This window comes from Acinetobacter tibetensis, from assembly GCF_023824315.1.
In the GTDB taxonomy this organism is placed as follows: Bacteria; Pseudomonadota; Gammaproteobacteria; order Pseudomonadales; family Moraxellaceae; genus Acinetobacter; species Acinetobacter tibetensis.
This window is the reverse complement of the sequence record NZ_CP098732.1, coordinates 2,334,546-2,350,364: the sequence shown is the minus strand read 5'-3', so window position 1 is coordinate 2,350,364 and position 15,819 is coordinate 2,334,546. Positions and strand designations below refer to the sequence as shown.

The following is a 15,819-nucleotide window of genomic DNA, read 5'->3' as shown; positions in this document are numbered from 1 at the left end:
ACGATTGAGAAGGAGTGAGGGAGAGACTCAATGCAAATAAGTAAAACGGCATCATTTTATTTTGGCAAGAGTCCAGCACGTGGCGACTTCTTAAAAAGTAAGGGGCAGTCTAACGTTATTCAAATGATTGATCGCTGGATGACGGAGGCATTGGAGTTGGCGATGCAAAAACCTGATTTCGAAAAGGCATATCAAACTTTACCGAGCTTAGACTTTTTCATTGCTAATCCAATGGAATCACCGCTGTTACTTGCCAACTTAGAAGCCAGTGAAGATGCTTCGGGGCGAAAGTTTCCAATGGTATTGTGTCATTTACTTGAAGTTCCTAAGCCAATACATAATTTGTCTTATGCACCAGTTGTGTATAAACCTTTGTTAATTGATTTATTTCAAACAAATAAAAAGTTGCAAGCGATTCAGGAACCTGATCAATTATTAGAACAATTATCAAATTTTGGTCGTGATAAGCTGAGCTGTAATCTTAATGTCAGCCTAGATTTCTTTGACAATCAGACCATGTATTCATTTGCCAGTTTAATGAAAATGAATAGTTATCAGCTTGCTCAAAGTATGATTGGCTTAGGATTATTATTGCAGCCTATTCTCAGTTTCGGTGTTGCCAATTTAAATAAAGTCTTGATTCTACCAATTCATAATGCACATTATCGTTATGAAATCGCGGCATTCTGGGTCAATTTAATTTATTTGTTCATTGGCAGCCAAAATACAGAGGTCTTGATTGGACTGCTTCATGCTGAAGAGCCTATTTTACTCTTTGGTTTTCAAGGTGCTGATATTTCAGCACTCAGTGATATTTTTATGCAAAATTTTACCACTGAACGCTGGGTTTCTCTGATTCAGGCAGAATGGATAGACAGCTATTTAGAACAAAATGCAGGTTTAGCTGTATTAGAACAAGCTTTGTGTGAACGGCAATTAAGCCTCAATCAAGGTATTAAATTTTTCAAACAAACATTTATTCGTGGCTAACATAAAAATGAATTTTAAAAAGAGAATGATTTGCAAAAATATCATCTTGGCATGTGGGTTTTTGTCCAGTGCATTACTTTATGCACAGCCTGTTATTGTTGAAGGTGTGGTTGCTAATCAAACCAGTAAACAGGCAATTTTACAGAAATTGTATGCTGTTTATGGGCAGGATCAGGTTGTGGATAAAATCCAGATACGACCTGTAGCGACACCCCAAGCTTGGGATGATACTGTGGCACGGGTGATTACTACGGATTTAAAAAAAATCACGGCTGGTAAGTTAACTGTAAAAGGAACGCAAGTTGAATTAACAGGAAAACTGCTGAATCCAACAGAAATTCAACCAGTTACATCTATGTTTCAATCCCTTGTGCAACCACCTTATCGGGTGAATACGAGTTTTACGATTAATCAATCCGAACAAAAAATCGTAGATGATGCTTTGAAAGATCGAATTGTAGAATTTGAATCTGGAAGTGCAATTTTAACGGCTACAGGAACAAAAATTCTGGATGAGATGGCAGTAGCATTAAATAAAGTACGAGACAAGAACGTCAAAATTATTGGTCATACTGATAGCTCTGGTGATGCTAAAAAGAATGTGGCATTGAGCTTGGCACGCGCAGAAGCCGTCAAAATGTATCTGATTCAAAAAGAGATTGTTGCAGGACGTTTAAGTACGGCTGGATTAGGTTCAGAGAAACCTGTCGCGGATAATGCCTCAATAGAGGGACGTAAAAAAAATCGTAGAATTGAGTTTGAAGTACTTTAGTTGCTAATAAGGGGATAGGGGTATGGCGACGCCTTATATAACAGTTGGATGTCCAACAACAGGTGGCGGAAAAGTAATTTCTGGCAATTCTAGTTTCTTAATCGAGGGAATTGCCGTTGCTTGTGTTGGAGATAAAGCAACTTGCCCTTTACATAAAGTGGTCGCGACTATTGTATCGGGGGATATGCATATGTTGGTCATGGGTAAGGCGGCTGCGCGGGTCAATGATGCTTTATCTTGTGGTTGCAAGTTATTACCCAAGCAAAATTTGGTGCAAGGTGCGAATTAAACAATGAAGTAAATATTTATAGTTCATGATTATTTCCTGTCAAATAAACAGTGATGGTATGACATCTCTTTGGGGGGAAGAGAGGACAATGCAAAACATGTAATTTTAAGCTGCGTATCTAGTATGATCTGTCCGATTTGGATAGGGCTTTGATTAAATGATATTGATTAGTCTTTGTCATAAATACCTTGTCGCATCATCTGACTATTGCTACATTCACATGAATTTTACGCGGGTTAATTAGGAGATTATGTCACATCGTTTCGCCACTATAATTGGATTGTGTGCCATTTTGTTCTGGGCTTCTATTGTCGGGTTATTAAGACAAGTTACGGATGGATTCGGTCCAATTTTGGGTATCTGTTTAATTTACAGTTTAAGTTCCGTCATTTTACTGATCTTATTTAAACCACCCAAATTACATTTATTCCCTAAATCTTATCTGATTTTCGGCTCTATTTTGTTTGTTGCTTATGAGTTATGCCTATCACTTTCTTTAGCATTTGCTCAAAACAATCAACAAGCTGTGGAAGTGAGTATTCTGAATTATTTGTGGCCAAGCCTGACCGTTCTACTTTTAATTTTAACCAAAGAGCAAAAGTTCCATCCTTTAGTGATTGTGGGAATGTTACTAACGTTATTTGGCATTATTCAAGTTCAAATGGGAAGTGGCGAGTTTAGTTTAAACCAGATTACACAGAATATTGCGCTTAACCCCATCAGCTACGCTCTAGCATTAATGGGGGCTTTTATTTGGGCAGCGTATTGCATACTCACGAAAAAAATTGGCAATGGTCAGAATGCAATCGCCCTATTTTTTTGCCTAACTGCTGTGGCTTTATGGCTTAAATATCTTTGGATGGGGGATGTTCAAGTTCCTGAACTTCACCTACAAAGTTTTATTTATTTGGCTGTTAGTGCGGCTGCATTTGGATTGGGTTATGCGGCTTGGAACATTGGCATCTTACATGGCAATATTCAATTACTGACAGCCGCCTCTTATTTCACACCGATTATTTCCTCATTAATTGCTATGCAGTTGCTTGATTTAGAGCTGTCATGGTCATTTTGGCAAGGTGCTACTTTGGTCACGTTAGGTTCGTTTTTATGTTGGTGGTCTACTCGTACTGCATCATAAAAAGGGGAGATGCCATCATTTCCATTGATCTGTAGCTAAAGTTTTTTTGGAAGCTGTAGGTAATAGTATCGCAGGTTCAATACCTCAATTTTACCTAGACCAGATTCAATAGGAGAGTGTTGTTGTCCTACCTTTATTCTTGCAGTGTTGTACTTATATAGATCTGAATTGATCACAGTTTGTTATATTTAGTCAAAAATTAGAAATCGCCTATAAACGTGACTGATTTTTACTAGATATTGAGTATTCTCATTTATTACTCATGCTGTTGGGGGGATTTTTGATGCGCAAAGTGAGTCCGAGCAAGGCGAGTCATGAGTAGCAATAAAGTGGTGCATCTTTTGAGACATAAGCGCAGTTTTAAATGATTGGATGAACGATGTGTGCTGCTTGATAAGCTCAAAAGCATGAGTTTTTATTGTTACATTGATAGCGGTTTATATTTTTTATAAGCATTTCTGATGAACGAATCTGTGGTCTATAAATAAAAAAGACATAAGTGTTAAAAAATGCGCTAAAAAATGCACTGGATTATGTCATTTGTATTTAAATGCACTATTTTGGTTCCTTTTGTGGTTTGGTTAATTGCTTAATAATGAAAATGATTGAATATGGTGCATTTCATTTTTCAAACAGTATAATAGGGTGGAAGCAAAGTTTATAAATCTTGTATTCTGATAAATAATTCAATGTTTTAGCTTTGCTTTTTAAAAGTTGGTATGAGAATTGCTTTATAACTGCCAACTACTAACACGCACTCCACAGGTGCAACAAAAAATCATCGGAGCAAAATGAGCATGGCGAACAAGGTCCTTCAACTCATCCAAGAAAGTGGCGCAAAATGGGTCGATTTCCGCTTTACTGATACTAAAGGTAAGGAACAGCACGTAACTTACCCAGCAGATACAATTGATGAAGATACTTTTGAAGACGGTAAAATGTTTGACGGTTCTTCAATTGCTGGTTGGAAAGGTATCGAAGCGTCTGACATGATTTTACGCCCAGATGCTGAAACTGGTTTTATCGACCCGTTCTTCGCTGAGCCTACAGTAGTTGTTACTTGTGATGTCATCGAGCCATCAACTGGTCAAGGTTATGACCGTGACCCACGTTCTATTGCTCGCCGTGCAGAAGAATACCTAAAATCTACAGGTATTGGTGATACTGCATTCTTTGGTCCAGAACCAGAATTTTTTGTATTTGACGAAGTGAAGTGGGAAATCGATATGTCTGGCGCGCGCCATACATTAATCGCTGAAGAAGCTGCTTGGTCAACAAACAAAGACTACGAAGGCGGAAACTCTGGTCACCGTCCACGTGTTAAAGGTGGTTACTTCCCAGTTCCTCCAGTTGATTCTTCACACGATATGCGTGCAGAAATGTGTGCAAAAATTGAAGACATCATGGGCCCAGGTCGTGTAGAAGTACATCACCACGAAGTTGCATCTTGCCAGTTAGAAATTGGTGTGAGCTTCAACACAATGGTTCGTAAAGCAGACGAAGTACAACAGTTCAAGTATGCTGTTTGGAATGTTGCGCACCAATATGCAAAAACTGCAACTTTCATGCCTAAGCCAATGGTTGGTGATAACGGTTCTGGTATGCACGTTCACATGTCTATCTCTAAAGATGGTAAGAACTTGTTTGCTGGTGATGAATACGCTGGTCTTTCAGAAATGGCGCTTTACTTCATTGGTGGTGTGATCAAGCATGCTCGTGCATTGAACGCAATTACAAACCCTTCTACAAACTCGTACAAGCGTTTAGTTCCACACTTCGAAGCTCCGATTATGTTGGCTTACTCAGCACGTAACCGTTCTGCTTCTATCCGTATTCCTTACGTTTCTAGCCCTAAAGGCAAACGTATTGAAGCTCGTTTCCCAGATCCAATGATGAACCCGTACTTAGGTTTTGCAGCATTGTTAATGGCGGGTATCGACGGTATCCAAAACAAGATTCACCCAGGTGAAGCTGCTGACAAGAACTTGTATGACCTTCCTCCAGAAGAAGAAGCAAAAATCCCTACAGTTGCTCATAGCCTAGATATGGCACTTGAAGCACTTCAAGCGGATAACGAATTCTTATTGAAAGGTGGCGTATTCACTAAAGAAATGCTTGATGCGTACATCGAACTTAAAACTGAAGAAGTTCGTCGTCTTAATACGACAACTCACCCAGTTGAATTCGATATGTACTACAGCTTGTAATTCTGAACTGAATTCCACTGTAAAAAACCCGCGCTCGTCGCGGGTTTTTTTTGTATTATCTGTTTTATTTAAAAAAATAGATCAGCTTTATGGCACAGCGTAAGAAACATACCAGTTTTTATCCGTGGATTGATCCCAAAGACCATAGCAAAGGTTTTAAACTGAATTTTTCAATGGTGACTTATATTGAAGTTGGGCGTACTCCAGAAGGTTATAAACAGGCAGAGTTTGTTGCCCTGAAAAGCCCTGAGTTGGCACTCGACTATGATTATCCCCAAAGTTTTTACTTGAGCGCCGAAGGGTTTATTTTGGTGAAAACCCCGCAAGGTAAATTTGAAACCATTGCAAAAACAGATAATTGTTAAAGATTGATCCTAGAATTGAATCAACGACATTCTTCATAACGCAAAAAGCGTTTAAGCGCACAGCAGATCAATTAAACAGGTAAGGTTATGCAGCAGCAGATTCCAACTGAACTGAAAACATGGTTGTATGCTACAGGTTCATTGACGCAGCAACTCACGGATTTGGCGGGTGGAAAATTTAGGGTACAACCTATGAAAGAGCATTTTCAACGCCTACATTTTATTGATGCAAAATGGATGGAAATGCCATTTCAGCATACGTCATGGGTTAGAGAAAGTTTTTTATACGGCAATGATACGCAGCCTTGGGTTAAAGCGAAAAGTATTTTTCCGATTCTGAGTTTGCAAGGTCGTGCCAGAATTTTTAAACATATTGGCACAAAACCTATTGGCTGGTTTCTGTTCCAGCGTACCAATCCAGCATGTGAACGCCGTGTGATTTGGTTAGAAGATGGTTGGACACGCCAAAGTTGTTATACTTGGCATGGTTGTAAATTTATTGTGCAAGAAACGTTCTTACCTGCATTTGAGCAGTATCTACGCAAAACCAAATTATGAAATTGTTGAAGGATTTTCATGGCTACGGTGCAACATATTACTTGGCGTGAACGCTTAGAAGCTTATTATTATTTATGTCGTTTTGATAAACCTATTGGTACCGAATTGGTCTTTTGGCCAACCATGTGGGCTTTATGGATTGCAAATAAAGGCATGCCAAGTTTAGGAATTTTAATTCCAATGATTTTGGGCACTATTTTTATGCGTGCTGCAGGTTGTGCTATTAATGACTTCGCCGATCGTAAAGTCGATGCTCATGTAGAGCGAACCAAAAATAGGCCTTTGGCAACAGGGGTGATTAGTGCAAAAGAAGCGATTTATGTCTTTTTAATCTTGGTTTTTGCCAGCGCCTGTATGCTGTTTTTTTTACCGATAGAGACTTTTTATTGTTCTTTCGGTGCGCTATTTCTGGCTTTTATCTATCCTTTTATGAAGCGCTATACCCATTTACCGCAGGTATTTCTGGGGGCTGCATTTTCATGGTCTATTCCGATGGCGTATACCGCAGTGGGAGAACCTTTGGGATTAAGCTGCTGGCTACTATATTTTGGTAATTTGGCTTGGACTGTTGCCTATGATACGCAATATGCCATTACTGATCGTGAATATGATTTAAAGATTGGGGTGAAATCAACCGCGATTTTATTTGGTCGTTATGATATTCAAATTATTGGTATGTTGCAGTTGCTCAGTGTAATTTTAATAGGGACGGTTTTATTTTTAGAACAGTTATTCATTCCATTTGGCCTGCTTGCTTTAATGATCGTTGCCGGTGATTTTATTTATCAAGCTGTCAAAACCAAAGATCGTGATCCTCAGATTTGTTTTTGGGCATTCCGTCACAATCGTTGGGGAGGATTGGTAATTTTTATAGGAATTTTTTTAGAATTAACGATTTAAAATGACCATATGGTTAAAGAGTGTCCTATACAGGGCACTTTTTTTATGCCTTAATCATTCTGCATGTAGTTTCATGCCCAAAAAATAAAGATTAAAAAAAGGATATTTTATGAAGCGCACGAAAATAGCTTTGGCACTTACATTGACACTTTCAAGTCTATTTTTAACAGCTTGTAATGATGATGACGATAACACGGTGGCCGATTCAAATAAAACCTATTTATCTGAAGGGCATTATTCTTTAGATACCGTAGAGAATAGTTCATCGATTAAAGTCATGACCTATAATATGACCAATGTTCAAGGGAAAACCGCAACAGCCACTGCCATGGTTTTGTTTCCAAAAGCCATTCAGCCTAAAGATGGTTATCGTGTAGTAGTCTGGGAACATGGAACTGTTGGTGGTGGAGATGACTGTGCTCCAAGTAAAAATCTACTTAACCCTCGCTTTAAAATTCTTGCAGATACCTTATTGGCCGCGGGTTATGTCATCATTGCACCAGATTATGAGGGGTTGGGTACAGCAGGTGTACATCCTTATTTGAACTTATCCAGTCAGGCTAATTCCGCAATTGCAGCGGTAAAAGCCGCGAAAGATCATTACGGTAAGCAGTTAAATGGCGCTTGGATGTCGATTGGTCAGTCACAAGGTGGACATGCTTCCTTGGGCACTGCTGAATTTGCCAATACAGATAGCAGTTATAAAGGAGCAGTTGCAGGTGCACCAGCGTCAAGCTTAGGAACAATTATTCAAATTTATCTCGATCCGCAGTTGAATCTTGATGAAAATAATCAATCTAAGGGTGTGAATAGATTAGATGAGCAATTACTAAAAGTTCGATATGCAGTTGCAAATAACATCATTACAGCAGAACAAGGACAAGCGGCAATTGATCAAATTGCAGATGGTTATGCTGAATTGTTGGCTTATGCAGCACTGACCAGTTCAGGTATTAAAGCATATCAACCTAATTATGATTTAAAAAATATCTTTACAGCGGGTGCAGCGGATATTGCAGAAAAAGCATATGGCCGTACGGGCGATGATGGCGCATGTTTGGGTTATGCAGACCCAAATAGTGCGAATGGTTTGCAGGAACTATTCAAAGTTGGCGTACTTGATTTCTTGAAAGATCCTACCCATTTAATTGCTCAATATGGCATTGATTTAAATAAAATAAAAACAGATCCAGTGGTTCAAAAGTTCCTGATAGACAATCAACCAGCCACCAATGCAACCGCAGCAAAAGTGATTAAAACACCTGTATTTATTATTCAGGGAGAGAAAGATCAGGCAGTATTGCCTGTAGTTACACAAGCTTTGCATGCAAATATGCAAGCAAAGGCGACAAACTATTTCCCGCAAAATAATTATGCTGATGGATATAAACTGACGATCGTACCGAATGCAACACATACACAAGCAATCGTATGTAAAAATGAGGATGCTGTCGATTTTATTCAAGCAAATATGTCTGCTGCTACAGGTATTGTGTTGACCGACGCACAGAAAGATGCAAGTCAAAACCCACAATGTACGGGCAATTTTTAAGTCATTTTTAGATTAATCTTTGTGAAAAAGAGTCTCATTATTGAGGCTCTTTTTTGTTATATTGTTGCGTAATGAAGAATGCAAGATTTGAGTTAAATCACCTATGAGCCAACCAGAAGTGAACAAAAAGCCCATACCTTGGAAATTAATGGCATTTGGACTGTTCATTCCAGTGTTTATTCTTGGCATGGCACTTTTAGCTGCAAAAAGCGATGCAGAGAATAAAAAGCAATATGATTTAGAGCGTGCAGAAATTCAAAAGCGTGTTGAATTAAGGCAACAGCGCGAAGCTGCCGCGCAGGCAAAGAGTGAATAGGCTAAAATCTTCCAAGACTTTGCAAACATTTTGAAAGGGTAGAGATTCACTATAGCTTGAAAACTTATAGTTATTATTAGTTATGCTCTATATGATAATTTTGCATATCAATATAATAAAACAAGCAATAGTTGTGATTAGTAAATCTCTATAATGAATATCAATTGTTGAATGTGTAATAAGCACGAATTAGTAATCGGTGTTGTCGATGTCAATAAATGAGGAAAGACTTACTCATCTTAAACAGCTTGAAGCTGAGAGTATTCACATTATTCGTGAAGTAGCTGCCGAATTTGAAAATCCGGTGATGTTGTATTCTATTGGTAAAGACTCAGCTGTCATGCTGCATCTTGCCTTGAAAGCGTTCTATCCTGCAAAACTTCCATTCCCACTATTGCATGTCGATACAGGCTGGAAATTCAAAGAGATGATCACATTCCGTGACAACATGGCAAAAACCCATGGTTTCGATTTGATCGTACATCAAAATAAAGAAGGTAAAGACGCTGGGATCAATCCATTTGATCATGGCAGTTCAAAATATACCGACATCATGAAAACTCAGGGCTTAAAACAAGCACTGGATAAATATGGTTTTGATGCTGCCTTTGGTGGCGCACGTCGTGATGAAGAAAAATCACGTGCGAAAGAACGTGTGTATTCTTTCCGTGATAGCAAGCATCGTTGGGACCCTAAAAACCAACGTCCTGAGCTTTGGAATCTTTACAACGGTAAAGTGAACAAAGGCGAAAGTATTCGTGTGTTCCCATTGTCAAACTGGACTGAGCTTGATATTTGGCAATACATCTATTTGGAAAGTATTCCACTAGTACCTTTATATTTAGCTGCGGAACGTCCTGTGGTTGAACGTAGCGGTACACTCATCATGGTTGATGATGAGCGCATGCCTTTAAAAGAAGGCGAAGTTCCACAAATGAAATCGGTACGTTTCCGTACTTTAGGCTGTTACCCACTCACGGGCGCGGTTGAATCAACTGCCAATACCTTACCGGAAATTATTCAAGAAATGCTGCTTGCCACAAGCTCTGAACGTCAAGGTCGTATGATTGACCATGATGAAGCAGGCTCGATGGAAAAGAAAAAGCAAGAAGGCTATTTCTAATTAATCTCTCCCGTCCTCTCTGTAAGAAAGAGAGGAGAAAAAGTCCCTCTTTGATTAAGAGGGATTTAGGGAGATTCAGGATTAAAACGATTTCAACGAATTTGTGGAGTTTGAGCAATGTCTCATCAATCTGAACTGATTAGCCAAGACATCTTGGCATATTTGAAACAACACGAAAATAAAGACTTATTACGCTTTTTGACTTGCGGTAATGTCGATGATGGTAAAAGTACTTTAATCGGTCGTTTACTTTATGATTCAAAATTGATCTATGAAGATCAATTGCAAGCCGTGACGCGTGACTCTAAAAAAGTGGGGACAACAGGCGATGCACCTGACTTGGCACTTCTTGTAGATGGTTTACAAGCAGAACGTGAGCAGGGGATTACCATTGATGTAGCCTATCGTTATTTCTCCACTGAAAAACGTAAGTTCATCATTGCCGATACTCCGGGGCATGAGCAATATACCCGTAACATGGCAACAGGTGCGTCTACTTGTGACCTTGCGATCATTTTGATTGATGCGCGTTATGGCGTACAAACACAAACACGTCGTCACACGTATATTGCAAGCTTGTTGGGTATTAAGAACATTATTGTTGCGATCAACAAAATGGACTTGGTTGAATTCTCTGAAACCCGTTTCAATGAAATTCAAGCGGAATATGGCAACTTCGTCAGCCAATTGGGTGACCGTAAGCCAAGCAACATCATCTTTACGCCTATTTCTGCATTGAATGGCGATAACGTGGTGAATGTTTCGGAACACACACCGTGGTACAAAGGCGAAACCCTAATGGGTACGCTGGAGTCGGTACAAATTAACCGTGATACCGCGAAGCGTGATTTCCGTTTCCCTGTGCAATATGTAAACCGTCCGAATCTCGACTTCCGTGGTTTTGCGGGAACGATTGCCCTTGGTGAAATTAATGTGGGCGATAAAGTTGTTGCTTTACCATCAGGTAAGTCTTCAACGGTTAAGGAAATCGTGACTTTTGATGGCAACCTTGAACATGCATTTGCAGGTCAAGCGGTGACATTAACGCTAAACGATGAAATTGATGTATCCCGCGGTAATATGTTGGTGCGTGCGGATCAGGGTGTTCCTGCAATTTCTCTTTCTATAAAAGCGACTGTGGTATGGATGGCGGATCAACCGCTGGTGATTGGCAAGTTGTATAACTTAAAAGTGGGTACGCAAACTGTTCCTGCCAAAGTGACTGCCATTAATTTCCGTACGAACGTGAACACACTTGAGCAAATGCAAGTGGATCATCTTGATCTCAATGCGATTGCCAATGTGACGGTTGAATTTGATGCGCCAGTAGTGTTTGACCGTTATCAAGACAGCCGTTATACAGGTTCGTTTATCTTCATTGATCGTTTGAATAACGTAACGATTGGTGCGGGTATGGTGGAAGAATCTGTTGAGTGGTCTGCGCATGCAAACCCTGTTTCTGCGGAAGATCGTGCTGCACGTTTAGGTCAAAAACCAGCAGTTGTGACTGTAACAGCAAAAGCTCTTGAGCAAGCACAAATCTTAGAAAGCTTGTTGATTCAACAAGGTGTTGTGGCAATTGCTAAAGCAGGTTTAACCTCGGAACAAGTTGCTTTGTTGCGTGAAACGGGTGTAGTTGTAATTACAGACCTTGCTGATGCAACGGATGTGCGCTTTACTGCTGAACAAGTAGAAGAACTTGCAGAACAAATTGTAAAATTGGTTCGTTTATAAGATCCAATGCTAAAAAACCCGCCATCTGGCGGGTTTTTTATGCTCTAACATTAGATTTTTTGTGCAAAAATCGTGGCAAAGCGCTGTTTAATGCGTTGTCCTTGTTCATCTGTACGGTGTAGTTCACCAACATTTTCATTGTATTTAAGGATGGTCCAACTTTCATAATATGCTTTCAGCTCACCCGTCTTAAAGCTAAAAGGAAAGTCGGACTGCACTGGATAATCTTCACTGTCCATCGCACATACAATCAAGTTATAACCGCCAGACTTAGTCGCTTGCTGCATTTGTGCGATGAGTGGTGGAATGGTATGTGCTTGTAAAAACATCATCACCACGGTGCAATAGATAAAATCATATTGATCTTGAATCTGCTGATTTTCGTTTAAATCACGGAGTTGGGTATGAACCTGATGTATTTGCTCAGCCGTAATTATTTGTTCCAAGCGTTGCATGCTTTGTACATTTACGTCCCATGCATCAACTTCAAAGTCATGCTGAGCCAAAAAAAGTGCATTACGCCCTGAACCACAGCCTACATCAAGTGCTTTGCCACCTTGAAGATGTGGAAGGGCTGCTAAAATTTCGGAATGGGTCGGCGTAAGTTGATATTTTTGAGTGAATAATTGATTGGCTTGGCAATAGAAACTGAGTTGGCATTCAATATCAGGACTGAATGCCACAATACGATGCCAAGCTTGTGGTTCAATGAGCGGTGGTTGTTTGGTTGGGCTAAAATGAAGTTCAGAAAGGATTTCTCCTTGTTCATTCAGCATGGCGAAGTCTAATTCGCCTTTTAAAATATTGAGTTTTGCCCATGTACCTTGTTTGGTATTGTGAGCTTGCTGAAATGCTTGTGGAATGGTGTCATGCTTCCAAATGGGAAGTGTTTTATAGCAAAGCAGTGGTTGCATATTGGTATCCTTCTATTTGGTGCTTGATCTTGGCTAGAAATAGATGTTATTCAATCATGTTCTTCATTTGATATTAGCTTGATTCAATGGCAAATAAAAACAGCGACCGAAGTCGCTGTTTTTAAATATTTCAATGATTAAGCCTGCTGAATACCAGCAACCAGCCAATCTTGGGTTGAACCCGCAGGTTTAACAAAATGCCAGATTTCGGCAAATGGTTGCGGCAAACTATTGAGGTCTTCACTGACTGTACCTGTAAAGCGAACACTTACAACATATTGACCATTTTCAGTTGCAGAATCTGTAACCATTGCATTTAAGTTAGAGAACTCAGCAACATCTTGATCACGGTTGGTCATAATGTCGTTATACATTGATTGATATAAATCTGGCGTGAGGTAACGACGGATTTCTTCAATGTTACTTGCGGTATTCATAGACTGAATATGATTAAAGCGCTGACGTGCAATACGTAAGAACGCAGCAGGTTCTGTACCATCAGGGAGTTGACTACCACTGTTGGTGTAGGCTGAACCAAAGGGTGCGGTATTGACTGGCGCTTGAGTTGCAGCACCGCCAGCTACAGATTGACCAAAAATGTTGGTATTGTCAGTAGATGCGCGTGGTGCCGCAGGTGCTTGACCAAATGGCGATGCAGCTTGACCGCCATTATTTGGTGCATACGGGTTAGTGGATGTTAATTTTTTTTTTGCGCCCATCTTGCGGAAAATGAAGAAGGCACCAGCAGCAGCGAGTAATATCCAGATCCAACTCGGAATTCCACCTTTTTCCTCTTCAGCGGCTGTAGCTTGGCTTGCTGTATTGTCATCTGCAAGTGCATTTGCAGCAACAGCACCAATAGCAGCACCCGCAACACCCGCGGCGACCATACTACCTACACCTGGACCAGACTTTTGTGGTGCAGTTGCAGGGGCAACAGGTTGTTGTGCAGGTGTCGCTTGACGAGGTTGTTGATAAGACTGGGTTGGTGTGGCAGAACGGCTCATGCCATGACTTTTACCACCACCCGCACGTTTTGCCTCAGCCAAAGGTGCTACCAATAACGTCGCTGCTAAAATACCTGCAACTAAACTACGCTGTCGAACTTCCATTCAATTTTCCTATAAAAATAATGTTAAATAGCCCTGTATTTATGCAGGCATTTGTCAATTTTTTCAATAAGAAAAAGCAATTTTTTTGTTTAATTTTGCACAGTTAAATTTTAACAGCGGCGTTTGGCTATTCTGATAGATTCATCGCTTCGGTTAATGCTTCATGTAGTCGTGCTACCGCAATAATCTGTACGCCTGCAATGGTTTTTTGTGGTGCATTGGCGCGCGGCACAATAATGTATTTAAAGCCATGTTTAATGGCTTCTTTCAAACGTTCTTGACCGTTAGGTACGGGGCGAATTTCACCAGATAATCCAACTTCACCAAAGACAGCCAATTGTTGTGGTAATGCTTTACCTCTTAAACTAGAAGCACAAGCGAGTAGAACGGCTAAGTCTGAGCCTGTTTCGGTAATTTTCAAACCACCCACGACATTGACATAGACATCTTGCCCAGAGGTTTGTACACCACCATGACGATGCATCACTGCGAGCAACATATTTAAGCGGTTTTGCTCTAAACCCAAGGCAACACGGCGCGGTTGTCCATGTGCATCATCGACCAACGCTTGGACTTCAACCAACAGCGGACGTGTACCTTCACGACTGATCATCACAATTGAACCTGGAATGGCTTCGTCATAGCGACTCAGGAAAATAGCCGAAGGATTGGCGACCTCACGTAGACCTTTATCGGTCATGCCGAAAACCCCCAATTCATTTACTGCACCAAAACGGTTTTTAACTGCACGAATCATGCGATAACGTGAGTCGGATTGTCCTTCAAAGTACAGAACACAATCGACCATATGTTCAAGCACACGTGGACCTGCCAAGGCACCTTCTTTAGTCACATGACCGACAAGAAAGAGTGCGGTGCCACTATTTTTGGCAAAACGTGTGAGTAATGCCGCCGATTCTCGAATTTGCGAGACTCCACCCGGGGCAGATTGTAAGGTTTCTGTGTAAAGGGTTTGAATAGAATCGAGAATGGCAACAGCAGGACGTTCTTGTGCTAAAACTTCACAAATGCGTTCTACACAGGTTTCTGCCATGACTTTTAATTGGTCGGTGGGCAAATCTAGACGTTGTGCACGCAGTGCAACCTGCGATAGTGATTCTTCGCCTGTAACATAAAGCGCAGAACTTTTAGCAGCCGCCATGTAAGTTGCTGTCTGTAAGAGAATGGTTGATTTACCAATGCCGGGATCACCACCAATCAACACCACAGAACCTGTTACCAACCCGCCACCGAGTACGCGGTCAAACTCGCCAATCCCTGTTGCAAGACGGGTTTCATGTGAAACTGAGACCTGATTTAAAGTCGTGATACTGGCTGCCTGTCCTGCATAACCTCCGCCTATTTTAGGTTGGGCACGATGCGTCACCACAGGTTCAATACGGACTTCGACCAGACTGTTCCATTCGCCACATTCAATACATTGTCCAGCCCATTTAGAATGGTCTGCGCCACATTGTTCGCAGCGATATACAGTTTTAATTTTTGCCATAAATAAAATTGAAAATAATCTGTAAATTAGATAAAAGTAATAGTTACGAAAACTATTAAATATAGCGAATGCCATTCTTAAGGAATAAGAGGCGAAGCGGTTTATCGTAATTACGGGTTAAAGGGAATTGCTCAGAAAAATAACATGATCTAAGACTTTTACAAGTAAGAAACAGTGTGTTTTTGAGTCAAGAGCTTCGTTCAGTTCACTTTTTCCATGGAAGGAGTTTGAGCATTTGATTATTTCTTGTCATGACATAGAGGTTTGATGGCATAGATATTGCTCATGCTCAGACAAATGAAAATAAAGCAGTTGCAATATTTTCAAATTATATAAAAA

The 15,819-nt window shown here is 40.3% G+C and carries 15 protein-coding genes; 12 read left to right on the top strand and 3 right to left on the bottom strand.

The features are described 5' to 3' along the window. The first annotated feature begins 30 nt into the window (after window positions 1-30). From tagF to cysN, 12 genes are all read left to right on the top strand, one after another. Window positions 31-990, top strand: coding sequence for a type VI secretion system-associated protein TagF (tagF, locus tag M5E07_RS11465; protein WP_252219371.1), 960 nt, complete (start codon window positions 31-33; stop codon window positions 988-990). 25 nt (window positions 991-1,015) lie between these two features. Then, window positions 1,016-1,762 (top strand): OmpA family protein, encoded by a 747-nt coding sequence (locus M5E07_RS11460; RefSeq protein WP_434087813.1) that lies wholly within the window; start codon window positions 1,016-1,018, stop codon window positions 1,760-1,762. Window positions 1,763-1,784: 22 nt separating this feature from the next. Continuing rightward, a complete protein-coding gene (locus M5E07_RS11455; protein WP_252219367.1) occupies window positions 1,785-2,051 on the top strand; it encodes a PAAR domain-containing protein in 267 nt (88 codons plus the stop codon). Between the two features lie 250 nt (window positions 2,052-2,301). Next, window positions 2,302-3,189, top strand: coding sequence for an aromatic amino acid DMT transporter YddG (yddG, locus tag M5E07_RS11450; protein WP_252219365.1), 888 nt, complete (start codon window positions 2,302-2,304; stop codon window positions 3,187-3,189). A 791-nt stretch (window positions 3,190-3,980) separates the two neighbouring features. After that, window positions 3,981-5,396, top strand: a complete 1,416-nt coding sequence (glnA, locus tag M5E07_RS11445; RefSeq protein WP_171304935.1) for a type I glutamate--ammonia ligase — start codon at window positions 3,981-3,983, stop codon at window positions 5,394-5,396. A gap of 89 nt (window positions 5,397-5,485) precedes the next feature. After that, complete coding sequence (locus M5E07_RS11440) at window positions 5,486-5,761, top strand: hypothetical protein (RefSeq protein WP_252219363.1); 276 nt, start codon at window positions 5,486-5,488, stop codon at window positions 5,759-5,761. A gap of 87 nt (window positions 5,762-5,848) precedes the next feature. Next, entirely contained in the window at window positions 5,849-6,319 is a 471-nt protein-coding gene (locus M5E07_RS11435; RefSeq protein ID WP_252219361.1) for a chorismate--pyruvate lyase family protein, read from the top strand. A gap of 18 nt (window positions 6,320-6,337) precedes the next feature. After that, the gene (gene ubiA / locus M5E07_RS11430; RefSeq protein ID WP_252219359.1) at window positions 6,338-7,219 is read left to right on the top strand and encodes a 4-hydroxybenzoate octaprenyltransferase; all 882 of its coding nucleotides are present in this window, start codon (window positions 6,338-6,340) and stop codon (window positions 7,217-7,219) included. A gap of 109 nt (window positions 7,220-7,328) precedes the next feature. Then, the gene (locus M5E07_RS11425) at window positions 7,329-8,771 is read left to right on the top strand and encodes an alpha/beta hydrolase family protein (protein WP_252219357.1); all 1,443 of its coding nucleotides are present in this window, start codon (window positions 7,329-7,331) and stop codon (window positions 8,769-8,771) included. 103 nt (window positions 8,772-8,874) lie between these two features. Continuing rightward, on the top strand, window positions 8,875-9,087 hold the full coding sequence (locus tag M5E07_RS11420; RefSeq protein WP_116759408.1) for a hypothetical protein: 213 nt from the start codon (window positions 8,875-8,877) through the stop codon (window positions 9,085-9,087). 214 nt (window positions 9,088-9,301) lie between these two features. Then, the gene (cysD, locus tag M5E07_RS11415; RefSeq protein WP_171065359.1) at window positions 9,302-10,210 is read left to right on the top strand and encodes a sulfate adenylyltransferase subunit CysD; all 909 of its coding nucleotides are present in this window, start codon (window positions 9,302-9,304) and stop codon (window positions 10,208-10,210) included. 117 nt (window positions 10,211-10,327) lie between these two features. Further along, window positions 10,328-11,944, top strand: coding sequence for a sulfate adenylyltransferase subunit CysN (gene cysN / locus M5E07_RS11410; protein ID WP_252219355.1), 1,617 nt, complete (start codon window positions 10,328-10,330; stop codon window positions 11,942-11,944). Window positions 11,945-11,994: 50 nt separating this feature from the next. Here cysN and tehB read toward each other — a convergent pair whose 3' ends face one another. The 3 genes from tehB to radA form a co-directional block, all read right to left on the bottom strand. Next, window positions 11,995-12,858 (bottom strand): SAM-dependent methyltransferase TehB, encoded by an 864-nt coding sequence (tehB, locus tag M5E07_RS11405; RefSeq protein WP_252219353.1) that lies wholly within the window; start codon window positions 12,856-12,858, stop codon window positions 11,995-11,997. A 137-nt stretch (window positions 12,859-12,995) separates the two neighbouring features. Then, a complete protein-coding gene (locus M5E07_RS11400) occupies window positions 12,996-13,970 on the bottom strand; it encodes a Tim44 domain-containing protein (protein ID WP_252219351.1) in 975 nt (324 codons plus the stop codon). Window positions 13,971-14,097: 127 nt separating this feature from the next. Beyond that, window positions 14,098-15,480: a DNA repair protein RadA gene (gene radA / locus M5E07_RS11395; protein ID WP_116759400.1), complete on the bottom strand. Its 1,383-nt coding sequence runs from the start codon at window positions 15,478-15,480 to the stop codon at window positions 14,098-14,100. Between the last annotated feature and the right edge of the window lie 339 nt (window positions 15,481-15,819).